The sequence below is a fragment of the Roseateles toxinivorans genome (assembly GCF_004362525.1).
In the GTDB taxonomy this organism is placed as follows: Bacteria; Pseudomonadota; Gammaproteobacteria; order Burkholderiales; family Burkholderiaceae_C; genus Paucibacter; species Paucibacter toxinivorans.
Genome location: NZ_SNXS01000003.1, coordinates 184002 through 205391, shown reverse-complemented (window position 1 = coordinate 205391; position 21390 = coordinate 184002). Strand labels below are relative to the sequence as shown.

The 21390-nt window shown below is 66.7% G+C and carries 20 protein-coding genes, 2 tRNA genes and 1 riboswitch; of the genes, 15 read left to right on the top strand and 7 right to left on the bottom strand.

The features are described from left to right. Positions 1–12: 12 nt before the first annotated feature. Together DES47_RS12290 and DES47_RS12285 are read left to right on the top strand one after the other, a co-directional pair. Positions 13–435: a GFA family protein gene (locus tag DES47_RS12290; protein WP_133701008.1), complete on the top strand. Its 423-nt coding sequence runs from the start codon at positions 13–15 to the stop codon at positions 433–435. Positions 436–465: 30 nt separating this feature from the next. Then, complete coding sequence (locus tag DES47_RS12285) at positions 466–1296, top strand: dienelactone hydrolase family protein (protein WP_133701007.1); 831 nt, start codon at positions 466–468, stop codon at positions 1294–1296. A gap of 98 nt (positions 1297–1394) precedes the next feature. Here the strand turns inward: DES47_RS12285 and DES47_RS12280 are convergent. Together DES47_RS12280 and hrcA are read right to left on the bottom strand one after the other, a co-directional pair. Continuing rightward, positions 1395–1471: transfer RNA gene (locus DES47_RS12280), tRNA-Ile, on the bottom strand. A 71-nt stretch (positions 1472–1542) separates the two neighbouring features. Then, complete coding sequence (hrcA, locus tag DES47_RS12275; protein ID WP_133701547.1) at positions 1543–2562, bottom strand: heat-inducible transcriptional repressor HrcA; 1020 nt, start codon at positions 2560–2562, stop codon at positions 1543–1545. Positions 2563–2633: 71 nt separating this feature from the next. Between hrcA and DES47_RS12270 the strand changes: the two genes are divergently transcribed. From DES47_RS12270 to DES47_RS12255, 4 genes are all read left to right on the top strand, one after another. Then, positions 2634–3509, top strand: coding sequence for an NAD kinase (locus DES47_RS12270; protein ID WP_133701006.1), 876 nt, complete (start codon positions 2634–2636; stop codon positions 3507–3509). A gap of 124 nt (positions 3510–3633) precedes the next feature. Beyond that, entirely contained in the window at positions 3634–5352 is a 1719-nt protein-coding gene (gene recN / locus DES47_RS12265) for a DNA repair protein RecN (protein WP_133701005.1), read from the top strand. Then, on the top strand, positions 5349–6275 hold the full coding sequence (gene rapZ, locus DES47_RS12260; RefSeq protein WP_133701004.1) for an RNase adapter RapZ: 927 nt from the start codon (positions 5349–5351) through the stop codon (positions 6273–6275). Before recN ends, rapZ begins: the two co-directional genes overlap by 4 nt. 19 nt (positions 6276–6294) lie before the next feature. After that, positions 6295–6903, top strand: a complete 609-nt coding sequence (locus DES47_RS12255) for an LON peptidase substrate-binding domain-containing protein (RefSeq protein WP_243748283.1) — start codon at positions 6295–6297, stop codon at positions 6901–6903. 1 nt (position 6904) lies between these two features. On the opposite strand, the gene DES47_RS12250 is transcribed toward DES47_RS12255, so the two are convergent. The 4 genes from DES47_RS12250 to mutM all read right to left on the bottom strand — a co-directional run bounded on the left by DES47_RS12250 (position 6905) and on the right by mutM (position 11338). Continuing rightward, a complete protein-coding gene (locus tag DES47_RS12250) occupies positions 6905–7219 on the bottom strand; it encodes a hypothetical protein (protein ID WP_133701002.1) in 315 nt (104 codons plus the stop codon). 70 nt (positions 7220–7289) lie between these two features. Next, positions 7290–8345, bottom strand: a complete 1056-nt coding sequence (gene mutY / locus DES47_RS12245) for an A/G-specific adenine glycosylase (RefSeq protein ID WP_243748282.1) — start codon at positions 8343–8345, stop codon at positions 7290–7292. Positions 8346–8361: 16 nt separating this feature from the next. Further along, entirely contained in the window at positions 8362–10401 is a 2040-nt protein-coding gene (locus tag DES47_RS12240; RefSeq protein WP_133701000.1) for a dynamin family protein, read from the bottom strand. A 121-nt stretch (positions 10402–10522) separates the two neighbouring features. Then, positions 10523–11338 carry a bifunctional DNA-formamidopyrimidine glycosylase/DNA-(apurinic or apyrimidinic site) lyase gene (mutM, locus tag DES47_RS12235; protein WP_133700999.1) on the bottom strand — a complete coding sequence of 272 codons (816 nt, stop codon included), beginning with the start codon at positions 11336–11338 and terminating at the stop codon, positions 10523–10525. Between the two features lie 58 nt (positions 11339–11396). On the opposite strand from mutM, the gene DES47_RS12230 reads away from it, so the two are divergent. The 6 genes from DES47_RS12230 (at position 11397) to DES47_RS12205 (ending at position 16539) form a co-directional block, all read left to right on the top strand. After that, the gene (locus tag DES47_RS12230) at positions 11397–13193 is read left to right on the top strand and encodes a tetratricopeptide repeat protein (protein WP_133700998.1); all 1797 of its coding nucleotides are present in this window, start codon (positions 11397–11399) and stop codon (positions 13191–13193) included. A gap of 2 nt (positions 13194–13195) precedes the next feature. After that, positions 13196–13744: an outer membrane lipoprotein LolB gene (locus DES47_RS12225; RefSeq protein WP_133700997.1), complete on the top strand. Its 549-nt coding sequence runs from the start codon at positions 13196–13198 to the stop codon at positions 13742–13744. After that, positions 13744–14658, top strand: a complete 915-nt coding sequence (gene ispE, locus DES47_RS12220) for a 4-(cytidine 5'-diphospho)-2-C-methyl-D-erythritol kinase (RefSeq protein WP_133700996.1) — start codon at positions 13744–13746, stop codon at positions 14656–14658. Before DES47_RS12225 ends, ispE begins: the two co-directional genes overlap by 1 nt. A 36-nt stretch (positions 14659–14694) precedes the next feature. Then, a tRNA-Gln gene (locus DES47_RS12215) sits at positions 14695–14771 on the top strand. Positions 14772–14849: 78 nt separating this feature from the next. Then, entirely contained in the window at positions 14850–15812 is a 963-nt protein-coding gene (locus DES47_RS12210) for a ribose-phosphate pyrophosphokinase (protein WP_133700995.1), read from the top strand. Between the two features lie 106 nt (positions 15813–15918). Further along, positions 15919–16539: a 50S ribosomal protein L25/general stress protein Ctc gene (locus tag DES47_RS12205; protein ID WP_133700994.1), complete on the top strand. Its 621-nt coding sequence runs from the start codon at positions 15919–15921 to the stop codon at positions 16537–16539. Between the two features lie 75 nt (positions 16540–16614). Here DES47_RS12205 and DES47_RS12200 read toward each other — a convergent pair whose 3' ends face one another. Beyond that, positions 16615–18000, bottom strand: coding sequence for a M20 family metallopeptidase (locus DES47_RS12200; RefSeq protein ID WP_133700993.1), 1386 nt, complete (start codon positions 17998–18000; stop codon positions 16615–16617). A 69-nt stretch (positions 18001–18069) separates the two neighbouring features. Between DES47_RS12200 and pth the strand changes: the two genes are divergently transcribed. From pth to DES47_RS12185, 3 genes are all read left to right on the top strand, one after another. Further along, positions 18070–18696, top strand: a complete 627-nt coding sequence (gene pth, locus DES47_RS12195) for an aminoacyl-tRNA hydrolase (RefSeq protein WP_133700992.1) — start codon at positions 18070–18072, stop codon at positions 18694–18696. Beyond that, positions 18693–19133, top strand: coding sequence for a hypothetical protein (locus DES47_RS12190; RefSeq protein WP_133700991.1), 441 nt, complete (start codon positions 18693–18695; stop codon positions 19131–19133). The genes pth and DES47_RS12190 overlap by 4 nt, the downstream gene beginning before the upstream one ends. 29 nt (positions 19134–19162) lie before the next feature. After that, positions 19163–19405, top strand: a riboswitch (cobalamin riboswitch). Between the two features lie 68 nt (positions 19406–19473). Next, positions 19474–21381: a TonB-dependent receptor domain-containing protein gene (locus DES47_RS12185; protein ID WP_133700990.1), complete on the top strand. Its 1908-nt coding sequence runs from the start codon at positions 19474–19476 to the stop codon at positions 21379–21381. The last annotated feature ends 9 nt before the right edge of the window (positions 21382–21390 follow it).

Here is a 21390-nt window from a genome sequence, read left to right as displayed (position 1 = left end):
ACAGGAGAACCCATGACCGAAGTCCATACCGGCGGCTGCGTTTGCGGCGCCGTCCGCTACCGCGTCAGCGGCCGCCCCACGGCCGGAGGCGTTTGCCATTGCACCTTCTGCCAGCGGCGGTTGGCGAGCGCCTTTGCCATCTTCGCGACCTTTCCCGAAGCCGCCGTCGAGCTCACCCAGGGCCAGCCACTCGAGTACGAGCATCGCTCCGACGAGAGCGGCCGGTGGCTGAGAATGAGTTTCTGCGGCAGCTGCGGCACCACCGTCTCTCACTGCAGCGAGCTGCGGGCCGGCATGCGCACCATCGCCGCCGGCACCTTCGACGAGCCGGGCTGGTTCAACATTGACAGGCATGTCTGGGTGCGGTCCAAATGCGCCTGGGTCACCATCCCCGACGGCGTGGCCGTCTTTCAGCAGGGCTTTGTTGCTAGCTGAACCCGCAGACCGGCCCAGGAGCGCCCGCACATGACCCATCGCAATATGAACGAGCACGATGCGCTCGAAGACTTCGAGGCTCGCGAGATCAGTCTGGACGGTGCATCGAAAGTCGTGCACGTGGCCGGCACCGGCCCAGCCGTGATCGTGATGACCGAGATGCCCGGCATCAGCCCCCAGGTCGCCCGCTTCAGCCGCTGGGTCCGGGATGCCGGCTTCACGGTCTATATGCCCTCGCTGTTCGGTCGCGACGGCGCGGTGCCGGCTGCCGCCGAGGGCATGGCCATCATGCAAAAGGCCTGCGTCAGTGCCGAGTTCCGCGCCTTTGCCAACAAGAAAGGGGCCAACAAGGCCAGCCCGGTGACGCTGTGGCTGCGCGCACTGGCGAGGCTGGCACACGCCGAGTGCGGAGGCCCCGGCGTGGGGGCAATCGGCATGTGCTTCACCGGCAACTTTGCGCTGACGATGATGCTGGAGCCCGCCCTGCTGGCACCGGTGCTGTGCCAGCCCTCGCTGCCGTTCGACGACCCGGCCGGGCTGGAAATAGCACCCGAGGAACTCGCCGCCGTGCGAAGCCGCCTGGAGCGGGACGATCTGACCGCCCTGGCCTATCGCTTCGACGGCGACCACTACTGCAAGGCCGAGCGCTTTGCCGCCTATGCCGAGGCCCTCGGCGACCGATTCGTCGCGCGGATACTGCCCGACAGCGCGGCGAATCGCACAAACCTGCCGCCCTTCTTCGAGCAGGTGGTGGCCAGCCCGCACAGCGTTGTGACGACCCATCTGATCGATGAAGCGGGCCAGCCCACATTGGCGGCCCGAGACGAGATTCTGTCGTTCTTCAGGATGAGACTGCAATGACGGAAGCTTAGTCCCAACACCCTGTCCCAGCGGCAGACTCGGAACCGAAAAATCAAGGGCCTGCGAACGCAAGCCCTTGATTTTTCTCACATAAATTTTGGTAGGCCGTGTAGGACTTGAACCTACGACCAAAGGATTATGAGTCCTCTGCTCTAACCAACTGAGCTAACGGCCCCCCGGGAACTGCGGTCCGGCTGTGCGCCGAAGGCGTGGATTGTAGGGGCAAGTGGCGGGGTTCTCCGGGCGCTACTTCTGCGACAAGGCATTCGTCACCAGCCGCGAGGTGATGTCGACGATCTGGATCATGCGGTCATAGGCCATCCGCGTGGGGCCGATCACGCCCAGGGTGCCGACGATCTGGCCGTCGACTTCATAGGGGGCGGAGACGATGGACAGCTCTTCGTAGGGCACGACCTGGCTTTCGCCGCCGATATAGATGCGCACGCCCTCGGCGCGGCTGGAGACATCGAGCAGGCGCATCAGTTGCGTCTTCTGCTCGAACAGGTCGAACAGGCGGCGCAGGCTGCCCATATCGTGGCTGAAGTCCTGCACGGTGAGCAGATTGCGCTCGCCGGAGATGACCATCTGCTCCTGGTTGCCCTCCATCACCTCGGTGCCGGCCTGCACCGCCGCCTGCATCAGCATGGCGATCTCGCCGCGCAGGGCATCGACCTCATGCTTGAGCCGTTCGCGCACCGCCTCTATGGTCAGACCGGCGTAATGGGCGTTGATGTAGTTGCTGGCCTCCAGCAACTGGCCCTGGTTGATGTCCTGCGCGGTGAAGATGACGCGGTTCTGCACATCGCCGTCGGGTGCCACCAAGATCACCAGCACACGCCGCTCGCCCAGGCGCAGGAATTCGATGTGGTGGAAGACGGAAGCCTTGCGCGGCGTGGTAACCACGCCGACAAAGCTGGACAGATTGGACAGGATTTGCGCCGCATTGGCAATCACGCGCTGCGGCTGGTCGGGCTGCAGATGGGGCTCCAGCGCGCCGCCGCCCATGCCAGAGCCGGCGGGCTTGGCGGTGAGCATGGTGTCGACGAACAGGCGGTAGCCCTTCGGCGTGGGTATGCGCCCGGCGCTGGTGTGCGGGCTGGCGATCAGGCCCAGTTCTTCCAGATCGGCCATCACATTGCGTATCGTGGCCGGCGACAGCTCCAGGCCCGAGGCCTTGGACAGCGTGCGCGAGCCCACCGGCTGACCGTCCGCGATATAGCGTTCAACCAGGGTTTTCAGCAGTGATTTGGAGCGCTCGTCGAGCATGGTCTTCATTGTACGGAGTGTGAGGCTTTTACGGCCCGGTTTGGCCCCGGCGCTGTGGTGTAATCCCGCCCATGGCGAAGCGCTTCCGTCATGCGGCGATTGTGGGCAAGTTCCAGGCCCGGGGCATTCGCCCCGTGCTGGAGGACATCGCCCATTTTCTGGCGCAGCAAGGTCTTGATGTTTCCCTGGAGCGTGAGACGGCGCTCAACACGGGCATCACCGAATTCCCAAGCCTCTCGACCGACGAGCTGGGCGCGCAATGCGACCTGGCCGTGGTGGTGGGTGGCGACGGCACGATGCTGGGCTTTGCCCGCGAAATGGCACGCTTCGGTGTGCCGCTGGTGGGCATCAACCAGGGCCGCCTGGGCTTTGTGACCGACATCGCCATCGACCAGTACCGCGAGACGCTGATGCCGATGCTGGCCGGCGACTTCGAGCGCGAGCACCGCTCGATGCTGGAGGGCTGCGTCTGGCGCGACGAGCACTGCATCTTCGAGGCGCTGGCCATGAACGATGTGGTCGTCAGCCGCGGCGGTACCTCGGGCATGGTGGAGCTGAAGGTCGACGTGGGCGACGAGTTCGTCGCCAACTTCCGCGCCGACGGCTTGATCATCGGCTCGCCGACCGGCTCCACCGCCTATGCACTGTCGGCCGGCGGGCCCATCCTGCACCCCAGCATCGCCGGCTGGGTGGTCGTGCCGATTGCCTCGCACACGCTCAGCAATCGGCCCATCGTGCTGCCGGACACCGGCACGGTCAGCGTCGAGATCGTGGCCGGGCGGGACGTGAGCGTCAATTTCGATATGCAAAGCCTGGCCAGCCTGCTGCACGGCGACCGCATCACCGTGCGTCGCTCGGAGCATCAAGTGTGCTTTCTGCACCCGCGCGGCTGGAGCTACTACGCCACGCTGCGCCGCAAGCTGCGCTGGAACGAAGGGGTCAGTTGATGCCCCTGGTGTCTGAAAGTATGAAGATGAACCCGGAGATTTGGATGACGCCCCCACGCTCGCTTCGCTCACTGCCCCCCAAGGGGGCGCTCATTGCCCTTCGGGCGGCCGGGCGGGCAATGCCATGTTGAGGCGCTTGTCGCTGCGCGATTTTGTGATCGTCACCGCGCTGGAGGTCGATTTCGACGGCGGCTTCTCGGTGCTCACCGGCGAGACCGGTGCCGGCAAGTCCATCCTGATCGATGCCTTGCAGCTGGCCCTCGGAAGCCGGGGCGATGCCGGCGTCGTGCGCGAGGGCGCGGCAAGGGCCGAGATCAGCGCCGAGTTCGATGCACCGGCGGCGATCTCGCCCTGGCTGGAGGAGGCCGGCTTCGACGTGCAGGAGAGCCTGCTGCTCAAGCGCGTGATCGACGCCCAGGGCAAGAGCCGCGCCTGGATCAATGGCAGCGCCGCCACCGTGGCCCAGTTGCGCGAGCTGGCCGACCACCTGGTGGACATCCACGGCCAGCATGCCTGGCAAGGCCTGACCCGCGCCCCCTCGGTGCGCGCCCTGCTCGATGCCTATGCCCAGCTCGACGCCAGCGCCGTGGCCAGCGCCTGGCAGCACTGGAAGGCCGCCAGCGAGCAGCTGGCCGAAGCCAGCAAGAGCCAGGACAAGTTGGCGACCGAACGCGAACGCCTGGCCTGGCAGATTGCCGAGATCGACCGCCTGGCGCCCGGCGCCGACGAGTGGGAAACGCTCAGCGCCGAACACCAGCGCCTGGCCCATGCGCAAAGCCTGATGGATGCCGCCCGAGTGGCGCTGGGCGCCGCCAGCGAAGCTGATACCAGCGCCGAGAGCCTGACCGGCCAGGCGATCGACGCCTTGAATTCGGTGTCCGACTACGACCCGCGCCTTGGCCCCGTGATCGAGGCGCTGGCCGGCGCCCAGTCGCAGCTGCAGGACGCCGCCCACACCCTGGCCAGCTATCTGTCGGATGCCGATCTGGAGCCCGAGCGGCTGCAGGAGCTGGACGAACGGATGTCGGCCTGGATGGGCCTGGCCCGACGCTACCGCCGCACGCCGGCCGACCTGCCGGCCCTGCATGCGCAATGGCGCGCCGAGCTGGCCGCGCTTGATGCGGCCAGCGATCTGGAGGGCCTGGAGCGCGCGCTGAAGGCCGCGCTGAGCGCCTACACGGCCGAGGCCAGAAAGATCAGCCAGGCCCGCGCCAAGGCCGCCCCGAAGCTGTCGGATGCCGTATCGATTGCGATGCAGCAGTTGGGCATGGCCGGCGGCCGCTTCGAGGTGGCCCTGCTGCCTCAAGCCGAGCCGCAGAGTTTCGGCCTGGAGTCGGCCGAGTTCCTGGTCGCCGGCCACGCCGGCAGCACACCGCGGCCGCTGGGCAAGGTGGCCTCGGGCGGCGAGCTGTCGCGCATCGCGCTGGCGATTGCCGTTACCACCTGCCAGCTTGAGGGCAAGGACGGGGGCGAGGCCGGTGCCGGCACCTTGATCTTCGACGAGATCGATTCCGGCGTCGGTGGCGCGGTGGCAGAGACCGTGGGCCGACTGATGAAGCAGCTGGGCCGCGACCGCCAGGTGCTGGCCGTCACCCACCTGCCCCAGGTGGCGGCCTGTGCCGACCATCATTTCGTCGTCGCCAAGAAGGCCTCGGGCGGCAGCACCTCCAGCGACGTACAGGCGGTGGCCGGCGAGGCCCGCGTGGCGGAAATCGCGCGTATGCTGGGTGGCGAGCGCCTGTCGTCCACCAGCCTTGCCCATGCGCAGGAGATGCTGGACCTGTCCAAGCAGGCTGCCGTGAGTCCCGCAAAACCTGTCCCCGCAAAGAAGGCCAAATCATGACCGGCGCCGTTGAATCCGACACCGCTTTTGGCGGCCTGGCCGAGGCACTGGCGCCACGCGACGTGGTGCTGGTCACCGGCATCTCGGGCTCGGGCAAGTCGGTGGCCATGCATGCGCTGGAGGACGCCGGCTATTTCTGTGTGGACAATCTGCCGCCCGAGTTGCTGACCTCCTTCCTGAAGCTGGAATCACAACGCGAGCAGCGCCATGTGGCGATTGCGATGGACGCCCGCAGCGCCGGCTCCCTGCCCCATCTGCTGCCTACCCTGAAGAAGCTGCGAGCGCGCGGTGTGCGGGTGCGGTCGATCTTTCTCGACGCCAGTACCGACGCGCTGGTGCGCCGATTCTCCGAGACGCGCCGCGCCCACCCGCTGAGCAAGAGCGAACAGGAGTCGGGCGATGCACGGCGCATCCTGATCGATGCGATCGAGCTGGAGCGCGAGCTGCTGGCCAGCATGCGCGTCGAGTCCACTGTGCTGGACACCAGCGCGCTGCGCCCGGCCCAGCTGCGCTCCTGGGTGCGTGACCTGGTGCAGGTCAGCGGCACCTCGCTGACCCTGGTGTTCGAGTCTTTCGCCTTCAAGCACGGCGTGCCGCTGGACGCCGACTTCGTATTCGACGTGCGTGTGCTGCCCAACCCCTATTACATCCGCGAGCTGCGCCCGCAGAATGGCCGCGATGCACCAGTGGCCGCCTATCTGGAGGCCCAGCCCGAGGTAGCGATCATGATGTCGCAGATCAGCGCCTTCTTCACCCAGTGGCTGCCGGCCTTCGAGGCCGACCACCGCAGCTATCTGACGGTGGCCATAGGCTGCACCGGCGGCCAGCACCGGTCGGTCTATATGGTCGAGACGCTGGCCCGCCAGTTCGCCCATCATGGCGCCACCTTGATACGCCACCGCGAGCTCGATGCCCGGGATTGAAACCGCACAGGGAGCCACGGTGCCAACGCAAGCCCTGCCCCTGTTCCCGTTGCAGACGGTGCTGTTCCCCGGCGGCCAGCTGCGGCTGAAGATCTTCGAGGCCCGCTATCTCGATCTGATGGCCGACTGCCTGCGCCAGCAGTCCGCCTTTGGCGTGATCGCGCTGCGTCAGGGCAGCGAGGTGGGCCGCGACGAGGCCGGCGTGAAATTCGAACCGGTGGGCGTGGCGGCCGAGCTGCTGGAGGTCGATGGCGAGCAGGCCGGCATCCTCCATGTGCGCTGCAGCGGCAGGCGGCGCTTCGAGTTGCAGTCCTGTGCTCAGGCGGCCGATGGGCTGTGGATGGGCCAGGTGCAGTGGCTGGACGACGACGCGCCGCAGGCCATTCCGCCCGAACTCAAGCCAGCGGCCGAGGGCCTGGCCAAGGCCATACACAGCCTGGCCGAGCAGGGCAACAAACCATTCCTGGAGCCCTATGGCCTTGACGACGCGGCGTGGGTGGCGAACCGCTGGTGCGAGATCCTGCCAATACCGCTGGCGGCCAAGCAAAAGCTGATGGAGCTGGACAGCCCGCTGATGCGGCTGCAGATCGTCGATGAATTCCTGCGCGGCAAGGGCGTGCTGGAGTAGATCAGGTCAGCGAACGCTCGCGCTCGGCCGACAGCCAGCCGATCAGCACCATCGTGATGATGGACCCCACCGGACACAGCAGGATGGACAGGGCCATCCAGCCAGCCAGGGGCCGGCCGTCGCGCTGCACGGCCAGGCCGACGAAGATCAGATGCAGGATCAACGAGGCTGCCAAGGTGATGGCCACCAACGTGATCTTGGCCGCGGTGTGCTCGACCTCGGACTCGTTCATCGAGATCAGGAACCACAGGCTGCAGGCGGCCACCAGCAGGGCCAGGGCGGCGGATTCGATGGCGCTTTTGACGGCTGGCTTCATTGATTTGGTCTTGTTCTGGGTCACGGTGCGAGGCCAGCAAGCCTAGCAGGCCTGGGGCCGCCCTGTCCAATCAAGTGAGCAGCTTTTTCAGCGGCGCCGGCACGGCATAGCTGGCCAAGGCCTCCCGGGCCACCCAGACGCCGGGGCCGGGCAGCGCCTCGCCGGGTGCCTGGCTCAGGCTGGCCTGGCGGGGATGCAGCACCCAGTCGAAGTGCGTCAAGCTGTGTTCTATCGTCGGCAGACGGGAGAGCTTGGCATCGAGCGCATCCGCCTGGGCCTGCAGCGCGGCCTCGTCGTCGAAAAGCGGCAGGGTCCAGAGACCCGCCCAGACACCGGTGTCGGGCCGCTGGGTCAGCCAGACTCGGCCCTCGTGCTCCAGCCACAGCCACCAGTTCTCGCGCCGGCTGCGCTTGAGCTTGCGGATGCGCACCGGGTAGTCCTCAGGCTGGCCGGTCTTGCGGCCCAGGCACAGCTCGGCCACGGGGCACAGCAGGCATTGCGGCGAACTGCGGCTGCACAGCGTGGCGCCCAGATCCATCAGGCCCTGGGTGTAGGACGGCATGTCCTGGTCGGGCAAGAGCTCGGTGGCCAGTGCCCACAGCTGGCGTTCGTTGGCCTGCTTGGCCAGATCGGCATCGAAGGCCAGCACGCGACCCAGCACGCGCTTGACATTGCCGTCCAGTATCGCCACCCGTTCGCCAAAGCAGAACGAGGCGATCGCGGCGGCCGTCGAGCGGCCTATGCCTGGCAGTGTCGTCAGCTGCTCGGCCGTGGGCGGGAAGCGGCCGCCAAACTGCGCCACCACGGCCTGGGCACAGCGGTGCAGATTGCGTGCGCGGCTGTAGTAACCCAGGCCCGCCCACAGCGCCAGCACCTCGTCCAGATGGGCTGCGGCCAGCGCCGTCACATCGGGAAAGCGCTCAAGAAAGCGCTCGTAATAGCCCAGCACCGTGCTGACCTGGGTCTGCTGCAGCATGATCTCTGACAGCCAGACGCGATAGGGGTCGTCCGTGTTCTGCCAGGGCAGCTGGTGGCGGCCATGGACCTTCTGCCAGGCGATCAGCGCCGGGGCAAAACCCTGGATCAAAGAAGGAGCAAGCGGCGCGGGCCGCAAAACGTCGGTCACAACGGGAACCGGCGGCTTACTCGGCCGCGACCTGGGCCCAGCTGGCGTCGAACTCGCCAGCGGCCACCGTTGGCAACTCGAACTCGCCATCATCACCGCGGGTGGGCATGGACTGCGCAGCGGCCAGCACCATATTGACCACCGGCTGTATGCGCACCTGGGCCAGGCTCAGGCGCTGCTCCAGCGCCACCAGCTGGGCCAGGCGGGCTTCGAGCTCGCCGGCCTCGGCCTCGATGCGAGTCAAAGCCTCGCGGCGGCGCACAAAGGTGTCGCGGCGCTCGCGCAGCTGCGCATCGATCTGCACCGTGGCCGTCTTGCTCCAGCGCTCGACCTCGACGCGGGCGGCATCGAAAACCGCGCGCAGCTTGGCCAGCAACATGCGGCGGAACTGCTCCATGAAATCGGGCTGCAGCAGGCGCAGCGCCGAGCGTATGCCCAGGTACTGGCTGTAGCTGCGCTCCAGCATCTCCAGCTCTCGCGAGCAGCGCGAGAAGTCCGGCGCCTGCTGCACCGCCAGCGCAAAGCCATAGTCGGTGTTGAGCATCTGGATGCTGGAGACCAGCATGCCCTGCATCTCGTCGACCCGCACCTGGGCCTGGTTCAACAGCTGGTGCAGCTCGCGGCACATGGCCACAAAGACCTTGCGCGCGCCGACATGGAAGAACGAGGCGTCCATGCCAAGCTGCATCTGACGCACCTGCTCGCGCACCCGCTCGCCGGCCAGGCCGTCGAGCAGCTCCTTGAGCGAGCGGCTATGGATGGCCTTCAGCGCCTGCATGCGCTGCGAGCACAGCTCAAAGCGCTGGCCCTCGAGATCGACGCGATCGCGCATCGCGCGCAGGCTGGTCGCGTTCTTGCCGCGGGCACCGCGCAGCTCCAGCGCCTGCTCGGTGTTGTGGCGGCGACGCAGGGTCAGCTGACGCTGCACATGGTTCTGGACGCCCTGCACCGTCTCCTGCACGGCCTTGGCCAGCAACTCGCCGCGCTGCGGCAATAGAGCCTTGGCCAGCATCGTCTCCAGTGCAGGCAGACGGCTGGCCTCCAGGCCCTTGGTATCGCCGCGCAGGCGGGCGGTCAGTGCCTGGCGTGCCGACAGCGGGAACACGCGGTCCGGCTCCACACCCAGGGTGCGGGCGGTATTGGCACATTGCTTGCGGATCTGCGCCTGCACCACATCGACCGGCAGCAGCGGATCGTTCAGCGTGTCAATCTTGTTCAGCACGACAAAGCGCGCCATCGCCCCCTCGTTCAGGTGCTCGCGCCAGACGTTCATGTCCGAGCGGGTCACGCCGGTGTCGGCGCCGAGGATATAGACCACGGCATGGGCGGCCGGAATCACGCTCAGGGTCAGCTCGGGCTCGGCACCGACCGCGTTGAGACCCGGCGTGTCCAGCACGACCAGGCCCTGGGCCAGCAGCGGGTGCGGGTATTTGATCAGCGCATGGCGCCAGGCCGGCACATCGACCAGACCATCCTCGCGCAGCGGCGGGTTGTCGGGCGACGGCGAGGTCTTGTCATTGGCGTCGGGCTCGTCGCTCCACAGACCCAGCTTGCGCGCCTCCTCGACGCTGACCGCGCGGGTTCGCGTCACCTCCATCAAGGTCAGCGCCAGCTCTTCATGGCTCAGGTCGTCCAAAGGCACATGGGTCCAGATGCTGCGGCGCAGACGCAGATCGGACAGCGAACGGCCTTCGATGCGGGTCTCGATGGGCAGCAGCGACAGCATCGCCGGCTCGCCCTGGTCATAGGACATCTCCACCGGGCACATCGTGGTGCGCCCCGGCGTGGCCGGCAGCACGCGCCGGCCGGTGTCGCTGAAGAACATGGCATTGATCAGCTCGGACTTGCCGCGCGAGAACTCGGCGACAAAGGCTACGACCAGCTTGTCGCCCCCGACGCGCAGGCGCAGACGGTCGAGCTGCTCGCTGGCGGTCTCGTCCAGCAGGCCTTGGCCAGCCAAGTGCTGGACAAGCTCTGCCAGCGCCGCATCCAGGGATGCGCGCCAGGCATTCAAGCCATCCAAGCGTTGCGCCAGTGAGCGTGGGCTGCCATTCATGTGCGCGCATGCTAGCGCAATCCCATGACGATTCTGTGCGGGGTTCACCTTAGGGATAGACCAATCAGCGGGTTTGTGCGGGGCCACGGCGGCGTGTTTGAGGTTCGACAGGGGTGTTAAATCAGCGAATCTGGCATTTTGGGCAAAAGTACGTAGATCGCTGGGCCTGAACAATACGCCGTATGGCGGTGCCGCAATGACTGCAGGGCTCACCCTCCCGGCCGTAGACCTGGGCCTGCATCTGGAAGCTGCCGGCCACGCCGTGCGAGTCCTTGAAGTCGCGCAGGGTCGTGCCGCCGGCCGCCAGTGCCTCGCCCAGCACCTGACGCACCGCCCTGGCCAGACGCTCGCTGCGCGGCTTGCTGAGCTTGTGTGCCGCCAGGCGCGGATCGATGCCGGCCATGAACAGGGCCTCGCAAGCGTAGATATTGCCGGCGCCAACGACGATATCCCCCGCCAGCAGCGCCTGCTTGATGGCAACACGGCGGCCGCGCAACGCCGAATACAGGTAGGCACCGCCAAAAAGCGGGTCAAAAGGCTCGAAACCAAGCTTAGATAACAGCTTGACAGCCGGCTCCTGGTCCAGCCCTGCGGACCAGACCACCGCGCCAAATCGCCTGGGGTCGGTCAATCTGAGGGTGCCCTGGGTCGTCACCAGATCGAAGTGATCATGCGCAGCGGGTGCCCCCATGCCATCACCAAAGGCCAGCGAGCCGGACATGCCCAGGTGCAAGAGCAGGCCGCCGGGCGCCAAGGGCAGCCACAGGTATTTGCCCCGGCGCGTCACCTCACCCACCGTCAACCCGACCAGATCGCAAGGTGAGCGGCCCATAGGCCAGCGCAGCGGCTTGCCCAGCCGGACGGCGGTGACGCGCGCGCCAGCGATGCGCTGGGCAAAGCTGCGGCGGGTGACTTCAACTTCGGGGAGTTCGGGCATGGCGGAATTATCCCGTGATGGCCAACTCCTAGAATGAGCCATTCGCTCAGGAGCATGCATGCCCGACTTTCTTCGCCGTACAACCCTTGCCCGTTTGCTGTCCCAAGGGTTGACCGTCGCCGTGATGTGCTCGGCACTTGCCGCTGCCAGCAGCCATGCCCAGGAGCAGCCCGCGGCCGAAACGCCGGCCGCGGCAGCGCCGATCTACAACTCGGAACTGGACGCACCGCTGTTCTATCAGCTGCTGATCGGCGAAATGGAGCTGCGCGCGGGCGAGCCCGGCAATGCCTTCCAGGTCTTGCTGGACGCCGCCCGGCGCACCGGAGACGAGGCGCTGTTCCGCCGCGTCATCGGCATCGCACTGCAGGCACGCGCCGGTGATCAGGCCCTGATCGCGGCCCGGGCCTGGCGCCAGATCGCGCCCGAATCCACCGAGGCGCTGCAGACCACGGTGCAACTGCTGCTGGGCCTGAATCGGCTGCCCGAGCTCAGCGAGCCGCTGGGCGCGCTGCTCAAGCTCACCGCCCCCGACCAGCGCGCCGGCGCGATTGCCGCGCTGCCGCGCCTGCTGCAGCGCCTGCCAGAGCCAAAGCGTGTGCTGTCGGCTCTCGAACCGGTGCTACAGCCCTATCTGCTCCAGCCCGAAACCTCGACGGCCGCCCATGTCAGCCTGGCCCGGCTGAACCTGGTGGCCGGCGAGGCCACGGCCGCGCTGGGCCTGCTCAAGGCCGCGTCAAGCCAGGAGCCAGGTGCCGAGGGGCCGGCGCTGGTTGCGCTGGAGATGCTGTCCAGCGAACCCGAGGCCGAGGCGCTGGTGCAGGCACACCTGAAAGCCAAGCCGGCCAGCGACTTCGTTCGGCTGGCCTATGGCCGCGCGCTGGCGCGGGCGCAGCGGCATGGCGACGCGATACGCGAACTGAGCGCGGTGACCCAATCAGACCCCGACATGCTGGGCGCCTGGATGAGCCTTGGTGCCTTGCAGCTGGACCTGCGTCACCCCAAGGAGGCCGAAACCGCCCTCAACGCCTACCTCGAACGCGCCGAGGCCGCTACCCGGGACGGCAAGACCAATCCCGAGGCCGGTCCCGAGGCACGCCAGCAGGCCTATCTGCTGCTGGCCCAGGTGGCGGAGCAAAAGGGTGACCTGAAGGCCGCCGAGGCCTGGCTGGCCAAGGTCGGCGACACCAAGGAGCTGCTGCAGGTGCAATACCGCCGGGCCTCGGTGCTGGCGCGTCAGGGAAAGCTGGAGCAGGGCCGCAAGCTGCTGCAGAGCCTGCCCGAGCAGAACGACGACGACATCAAATCCAAGCTCACCGCCGAGGCACAGCTGCTGCGCGACGCCAAGCAGTGGCGAGCGGCCTACGAGGTGCTGGGGGCGGCGAACAAGCGCTTCGAGAACGACGCCAACCTGCTCTACGAGCAATCGATGCTGGCCGAGAAGCTCGACCGCATGGACGAGATGGAGCGCCTGCTGCGCAAGGTCATCGCGCTCAAGCCCGATTACCACCATGCCTACAACGCGCTGGGCTACTCGCTGGCCGAGCGCAACACGCGCCTGGACGAAGCCAAGCGCCTGATACAGAAGGCGCTGGAGCTGGCGCCCAACGAACCCTTCCTGCTCGACAGCCTGGGCTGGGTCGAGTACCGGATGGGCCAGAAGGATGAAGCGCTGCGTCTGCTCCAGCAGGCCTACAAGTCAAGACCCGACACCGAGATCGCCGCCCACCTGGGCGAGGTGCTGTGGGTGATGGGCAAGCAGGAAGAGGCCAAGCGCGTCTGGCGCGAGGGCGCCGGCCGCGACCGCACGAACGAGGTGCTCAAAGAGACGCTGGCGCGCCTGCGTGTGTCGCTGTGAGCATGACCTCGCTCACCCGGCCACTGAGTCTGCTGCTGCTCTGCACCTCGCTCTGGGGCTGCGCCACTGCGCCCAAGCCCGCCGCCTTTGCCGGCGATCGCCTGAGCGGCCGGCTGTCGGTGCAGGTGGCGCACAACAGCGCGGGCACCGCCCAGGGCGGCGCCGCTGCATTCGAGCTGCAGGGCACACCGGAGGCCGGCCAGCTGGAGCTGAGCACGCCACTGGGCACGCTCGCCGCGCGGGCCAGCTGGCAGCCTGGACAGGCGCTGCTGCAGCGCTCGGACACCGAGACACGCTATGCGGACCTAGATGCCCTTACCCGCGACCTGCTTGGAGAGTCGGTACCGGTTGCCGCCCTGTTCGACTGGCTCAAGGGCCGGCCCTGGGCGGGCGCTGTCAGCCGCCCGCGACTGGACGGCAAGCCGGGCTTCCGGCAACTGGGCTGGACGGTGGACCTCGAACGCCATGACGAGGGCCTGATCAATGCCCATCGCAAGGAGCCGACCGAGGTGCAGTTGCGGGCGCGACTGGATCCACCGGAAGCCCGTTGATGCTGGCCCTCTATGACGTGGCCGCGCCGGCCAAGCTGAATCTGTTCCTGCACGTCATCGGCCGCCGTGCCGACGGCTACCACCTGCTGCAATCGGTGTTCGTGCTGATCGACTGGTGCGACACCCTGCACTTTGAGCGCCGTGGCGATGGCCGCTTGGCCCGCCACGACCTGACCGAGGCCCTGCCTGCCGACGATCTGTGCCTGCGCGCCGCACATGCCTTGCAAGCGGCCAGCGGCTGCAGCTTCGGCGCCGACATCCACATTGCCAAGCAGGTGCCCTCTGGGGCCGGCATGGGCGGAGGCTCGTCCGATGCGGCCAGCACGCTGTTGGCGCTGAACCGCCTGTGGGGTCTGCACTGGCCGCTGTCGCGCTTGCTGCCCATAGGCCTGAGCCTCGGCGCCGACGTGCCTTTTTTTCTCGGCGGCCGACCCGCTTTCGTCGAAGGCATTGGCGAAATCCTCACGCCCCTGCAACTGCCCCCGCAGCGGTTCGCAGTGCTCAAACCCCAGGCCTCGCTGCCCACTGCTCAAATTTTTTCTAGTCCCCTCTTGGCACGTGACACACCTGCTGTTATAGTAGCGGGCTTTCCTGCAGACACTTCTTCGAACCAGTTGAAGAAAATCACCGCGGAGATGATCGCCGAAGGCTTTGGTCACAACGACCTTCAGCCGCCGGCAGAGAGTCGATGTGTTGAGGTGGCTCAAGCGCTGGAACTGCTGAAGGCCCGGTTTGGCAATAGCCGAATGACGGGCTCGGGCAGTGCAGTGTTTGCCAGAGTGGGTGCTGGAATTGATAGGATTCAGGGCATGTCTGAATCGCCTAAAATGCCGGAGGAACTTCCTCCAGGATGGGCGGGCCGGATGTGCCAAAGTCTGGAGCTTCACCCGCTGGTCGGTTGGGCTGCAGACTGAAAGTTACGGGGTTTCGCAACAGCGGAATTCCAGTGTAGGGGCGTCGCCAAGCTGGTTAAGGCATCGGATTTTGATTCCGACATGCGCAGGTTCGAATCCTTCCGCCCCTGCCAAATTTTTTCTCTGATCCCGGCCCAGTCGGTTTCACGCCATGTGAAGCCAGCGGCCCTTAGCCTAAAGCCGGAGGGCGCGTGCTGTTCAACACCGTTCTGTTCACCGGGAACGCCAATCCAGTTCTCTCCCAGGAAATTGCCACCCACCTCGGTGTGGAACTCGGCAAGGCCGTGGTCGGCCGTTTCTCCGATGGTGAAGTCACCGTCGAGATCCAGCAAAACGTGCGGGCTCGCGATGTCTTCGTGATCCAGCCGACCTGCGCGCCGACCAACGAAAACCTGATGGAACTGCTGATCATGGTCGATGCCCTGAAGCGCGCCAGCGCTCGCCGCATCACCGCCGTGATCCCCTACTACGGCTATGCCCGCCAGGACCGCCGCCCGCGCTCGACGCGCGTGCCGATCTCGGCCAAGGTGGTCGCCAACCTGCTGGAAACCGTCGGCGTCGAACGCGTGCTGACGATGGACCTCCATGCCGACCAGATCCAGGGCTTCTTCGACATTCCCGTCGACAATATCTACGCCTCGCCGGTGCTGCTGTCCGACCTGAAGAGCCGCAACTACCAGGACCTGGTGGTGGTGAGCCCCGACGTCGGCGGCGTGGTCCGCGCCCGGGCCCTTGCCAAGCAGCTGGGCTGCGACCTGGCCATCATCGACAAGCGCCGTCCGGCCGCCAATGTGTCCGAAGTGATGCACGTGATCGGCGAGATCGACGGCCGCAACTGCGTGATCATGGACGACATGATCGACACAGCCGGCACCCTGGTGAAGGCCGCCGAGGTGCTGAAGGACCGTGGCGCCAAGAGCGTGTTTGCCTATTGCACCCACCCCATCTTGTCGGGTCCGGCGATCGAGCGCATCCAGGGTTCGCAGCTGGACGAGGTGGTGATCAGCAACACCATTCCGCTGAATGATGCGGCCAAGGCCTGCGGCAAGATCCGCCAGCTGTCGGTGGCCTTCCTGTTTGCCGAGACGATTCGCCGTATTTCCGATGGCGAGTCGGTGACCTCGCTGTTCTCTGACCAGAACAACAATTTCTGATTCTTGACCGCCCTGCGCAAGTGGGGCGGTTGATAAAGCCGCGGCCGCAAGGCCGTTTTTTCTGGGCGACCTGGTCGCGGGCGCCCTTCCATACTTGGAGTCAATCATGAAATTTGCCGCTTTTGAGCGCACATTGCAGGGGACCGGAGCGAGCCGCCGCCTGCGCATCGCAGGCAAGGTGCCTGGTATCGTTTTTGGTGCCGGCGAGCCCGCGATGATCGAACTCGATCACAACGCGCTGTACCACGCCATCAAGAAGGAAGCCTTCCACAGCACCATCCTGGAAATGGAACTGGCCGGCAAGACGGAACAAGTGCTGCTGCGCGACTTCCAGATGCACCCGTACCGCCAGCTGATCCTGCACGTGGACTTCCAGCGCGTCGACGCGACGACCAAGATCACCAAGAAGATCCCGCTGCACTTCATCAACGAAGAGACCTCGCCGGCCGTCAAGACCGAGAACTGCCTGGTCAACCACGTCGTCACCGAACTGCTGATCACCTGCCTGGCCAAGGAACTGCCCGAGTTCCTGACCGTGGACCTGGGTCAACTGACCAAGGGTACGACCCTGCACGTCAACGACATCCAGCTGCCCGCCGGCACCAAGGTCGTGACCCACGGCAAGCCCAACCCGGTGATCGTCTCCGTGACCGCCAAGGTCGAGGAAGAAGTGATCGTGGCTGCCGCTCCGGCACCAGCTCCTGCCAAGGGCAAGGGCAAGAAGTAATACCGAAGCGTTCCAGTTCGACGGGACTGGAACTGCTTAAAGCCCCACCTCGGTGGGGCTTTTTCGTTTCCGGGCCTAGGCCCTGGTTCCTGCCGGCCAGCCCTCGCCCAGATCGGCCAGCAGGCCCACCATGATGGCCAGGCCCTGCTCGCCGGAGTAGGCGGGCAGATGCTCGTCGGGCGCATGTTGCGAGCAGGTCGGCGCCGAATGGGGCACCCAGATCGTCGGCAGGCCCAGGGTGCCGGCAAAGCAGTCATTGGGCAGCGAGCCGCCCAGATTGGGCAGCAGCACCGGCGCCTGGCCCGTGGTCTCGGTCAGCGAGCGCACGGCAAAGCGCACCCAGGCGCTGTCGGGATCGGTCCGCGTGGCCAGCATGATCTCGGAGCCCTCCTGCGACAGTTCAATCTGGCCGAAGCCCTTGGCATCCAGATGCGCGCGCAAGGCCGGGATGAAGCCCTGCGGGTCCCTGCCGACGACGAAACGTATCTGCATGAAGGCCACGGCACGCGGCGGTATCGCATTGACCGGCCGGTCCGGATTGCCGGCGCGGAAGGCCAGCACCTCGACCGAGTTCCAGCCGAACACCCGCTCGGCCGGACTCAGGCCCGGCTCGCCCCATTGCGTGTCAATCACCGGCCCGCCGGGCTCGCCGGGCTGCACCGTGCTCAGCGCCTTGCGCACCGAGTCGGGAAGAGGCGGCGGGCGCAGGCCTTCGACCTGGATCACGCCATGGGCGTCGACGATGCTGGCAATCGCGCTGGCGAGAATCACGCCCGGATTGGCCAGCAGGCCGCCCCAGTTGCCCGAGTGATGGGCGCCCTCACGGGCGATCAGCTCCAGCTTGAAATTCATCACCCCGCGCGAACCGAGAAACAGGGTCGGCGCCTCGGTGCGCAGGCGGGGGCCATCGGAGGCGATGAAGACATCGGCCGCCAGCGCCGGCTTGCGCTGCTCGCAGATCTGCTGCAGACCCGGCGAGCCGACCTCCTCGCCCATCTCCAGCAGCCATTTGACGTTGAAGCCCAGGCGGCCCTGATGCTTGAGCAGATGGCCAATGGCGGCCAGATTGATGCTGTGCTGGCCCTTGTTGTCGGCGCTGCCGCGGCCATACCAGCGGCCGTCCTTGACCTCCAGCGTCCAGGGCGAGGCGGCCTTGCGCCAGCGGGCCTCGTCGCCGGGCACGACGTCGCCGTGGCCATACATCAGCACCGTCGGCAGCGCCGCATCCTCATGCCGGCTGGCGAACATGAAGGGCGGGCCGCCGGCCACCGGGTTCTCCCAGATCTCGGTCTGGAAACCCAGGGCGGCGAAGCTGGGCGCCATCTCCTCGGTGAGATAGCGACGCAGCTCCGGCGCCGACTCGGGCAGCTGGCTCTCGGTGCGGTAGGCAATGCGCCGGGCCAGCGCCGCTTGCAGGCCGGCGAAGTCCAGGCTTTCGATCAGGGCAGCGTGTTTACTCATCAATCCATACTAGCGCCGGCACGCCGGGCGCCCATACGGGGAACCCGCAGCAGCGCCGATAATCGCCCCATGATTCGACTCTTTGTTGGCCTGGGCAACCCCGGCCCTGAATACGAGGACACCCGCCACAACGCCGGTTTCTGGTGGGTGGACGAGGTGGCGCGCAAGCTCGGCGGCCATCTCGTGCCCGAGCGCAACTACTTCGGCCGCGTTGCGCGCATCAATCTGCCCGCCGGCCCGATCTGGCTGCTGCAGCCGATGACCTATATGAACCTGTCGGGCAAGGCGGTGGCACCGCTGGCGCGCTTCTTCAAGATCGCACCCGAGGAGATACTGGCCGTGCACGACGAGCTGGACATCGAGCCGGGCCAGATGAAGTTCAAGCAGGGCGGCGGCAACGGCGGCCACAACGGCCTGAAGGACATGCAGGCCCAGCTGGGCTCGCCCAACTTCTGGCGCCTGCGCCTGGGCATCGGCCACCCCGGCGACAAGGCCGAAGTCGCCAGCTATGTGCTGCGCAAGCCGCCGGCGGCCGAGCGCGAGGCCATCCACGACTGCATCAACAAATCGATCGCCGATGCGCTGGACCTGCTGATCGCCGGTGACATGGATCGTGCCTTGATGAAGATACACGCCAAGCCGCCGCGCCCCAAGCCGCCCCGCCCCGAGCCGCCACCAACACCCGTCATGCCATGAACACCCTGCCCGCCCTGCTTGTTGCCTGCACGCTGATCGTGTTGTCCGGCTCAGGGCTGGCCCAGAACACCAAGGTCTATCGCTGCGGCCCCGAGGGCCGCGAGCTGAGCCAGAAGCCCTGCGACGATGGGGGCCAGGCCTTGACGCCCAAGATAGATCAACCGGATGCCGAGCAGCGCCGCCAGGCCGCAGAGACGGCCAAGCGTGATGCGCAGCTGGCCAAGCAGTTGGAGCGCGACCGGCGTCAGCGCGAGGCCGAGAACGCTCGCCAGGCACAGGGCGCCGCCGGCATCCATGGCCGAGGCAATGCGGCCGCCGAGGAACCCGAAAAGAAACCCGCCAAGAAGGCCAAGGCCCCGGCCAAGCCCGAGGGTTTCACGGTCACTACACCCAAGCCGAGCAAGGAACGCAAGGCCGCGCCCGCAACCAAACCTTGAGGCCGGTCAGTTCGGCTTATGCGACAACGCATAGAATGCGCGCTGTTGGTGCTCGCACAGGCATTGCGCCTGAGCAGTTAAACGGGAATCAGAATGGATCGCGGCAAGCCTGCTGCAACCTAACCTGAGCTGTCCCCGCAACGGTAAGCGGACGAAGGCCTGATAAAAGCCTTCCGCTCGTGTGCACAGTCCACTGGAGGCCCCAAGGCCGCTGGGAAGGATGCACGGGTCGTTCCGCCAGCCCGGATACCGGCCAACAAGCGATGGCGCCTCACCGCGCCCTCACACCACGGAAGCCTGCGGGAGAGCTGGCGACCGTACTCACTTGTTGCGGTATCTCATGACTTCGAAGTTCCACACCACTGGCCTGCGCTGCTGCATGGCCCTGTCCACAATCGCCCTGGCCACCTCCGCGCTGGCGGCCCCCAAAGACAACTCCTTGCCCACCGTGATGGTCACGGCCACGCGCAGTGCCATGAGCCTGAGCCAGGTGCTGGCCGACGTGACGGTGCTGACCCGCGCCGACATCGAACGCCAGGCGCTCGGCGGCCTGGCCGATCTGTTGCGCACCCAGGCCTGCTTCGAGATGGTGCGCAATGGCGGCCCCGGCGCCAACACGTCGATGTTCGTGCGCGGAGCCGACACCCGCCACACCCTGGTGCTGGTGGATGGCGTGCGGGTGGACTCGCAGGCCACCGGCGGCGCCAGCTGGCAGTCGATTCCGCTGGCCCAGATCGAGCGCGTGGAGATCGTGCGCGGCGCAGCCAGCGCCATCTACGGCTCGGACGCCATCGGCGGCGTGGTGCAGATCTTCACCCGCAAGGGCGACGGCGCGCCGCAGTTCGAGTTCGGCGCCGGCATCGGCAATCTGGGCCTGGCCAAGCTGGATGCTTCGCTGACCGGCAAGAGCGGCCTGTTCGACTATGCCCTGTCGTTGGCCAGCGAGCGCGGCACCGGCTTCAACTCGCGCCCGGTGCTCAATGACCCGGCCTATACGCCCGACATCGACGGCCATCGCAGCCACAGCGCCACCGCCCGCCTGGGTGCCCAGGTGACGGCCGAGCACCGCTTCGAGGTGGTGGCGATGAAGAGTTTCATCTGGTCGCAGTACGACGGTGCCGCCAAGCCCAAGGTGGATGACCAGAATTTCAACGAGATGCAGGCGCTGCGCGGCAGCTGGTCGGCCCAGTTCACGCCCGGCTGGCAGAGCGAGCTCAGCGCCGGTGAGTCGCGCGACCGCTATGAAACATCGCCCTCGGTCTATCTGACCGAGACCCGCATCCGCAACTTTGCCTGGAACAACTCGTTCAAGATCGGCCCCGGCCAGCTGAACACGCTGCTGGAGCGCCGCGAAGACCGGCTGCTCAACACCGGACTGACGCAGACGCCGACGGCCGGTGAGGCGGACCGACATCAGAACGCCGTCGCTGCCGGCTACATCCTGGAGGCGGGGCAGAACAAGGAATGGGGCCTGCAAGCCCATCTGCGCCATGACCGTGACAGCCAGTTCGGCGGCGCCACGACCGGCACCGTGGCGGCCGGCTACACCCTGTCGCCGGCCTGGCGGGTGATAGCCTCGGCCGGCACCGCCTTCCGGGCGCCCACGTTGTACCAGAGCTTCAGCCCCTACGGCCCCGACGCCACCAAGGGCGGCAAGCCGCTGCTGGCCGAGCGAGGCCGCAACACCGAGCTTGGCCTGCAGTACAAGGCTGGCAGCAATGAATTCGGCCTGACGGCCTACCGCAACCTGATCAACAACCTGATCATCTTCGGCTCGGCCGGCACTTGCAACAGCCAGTTCGGCTGCTACCAGAACGTCGGCCAGGCCCGCCTGCAAGGCCTGACCCTCAGGGCCGGCACCCGCGTGGCCGAGGTACGCCTTTCGGGCACCCTGGACCTGCAAGCGCCCAAGGACGTGACCGACACGCCCAACTATGCCAGCTACGGCAAGCTCCTGGCGCGGCGCAGCAACAAGCACGCCTCGCTGCGCGCCGACACCGAGCTGTGGGGTTGGAGCCTGGGTGCGCAGACCCTGATCAGCGGCCGGCGCTTCGACAACGCGGCCAACACGGTCAAGCTCGGCGGCTACGCGCTGCTGAACCTCGACGCGCAGTACAACCTGACGCCGACCTTGCGCCTGCAACTGCAGCTGGACAATGTGTTCGACCGCGCCTACCAGACGGCCAACACCTATGCCAGCTCGCCGCGCGCGGTGTTCGCCGGCCTGCGCTACACACCCAAGCTCTAAGCAGGGTCT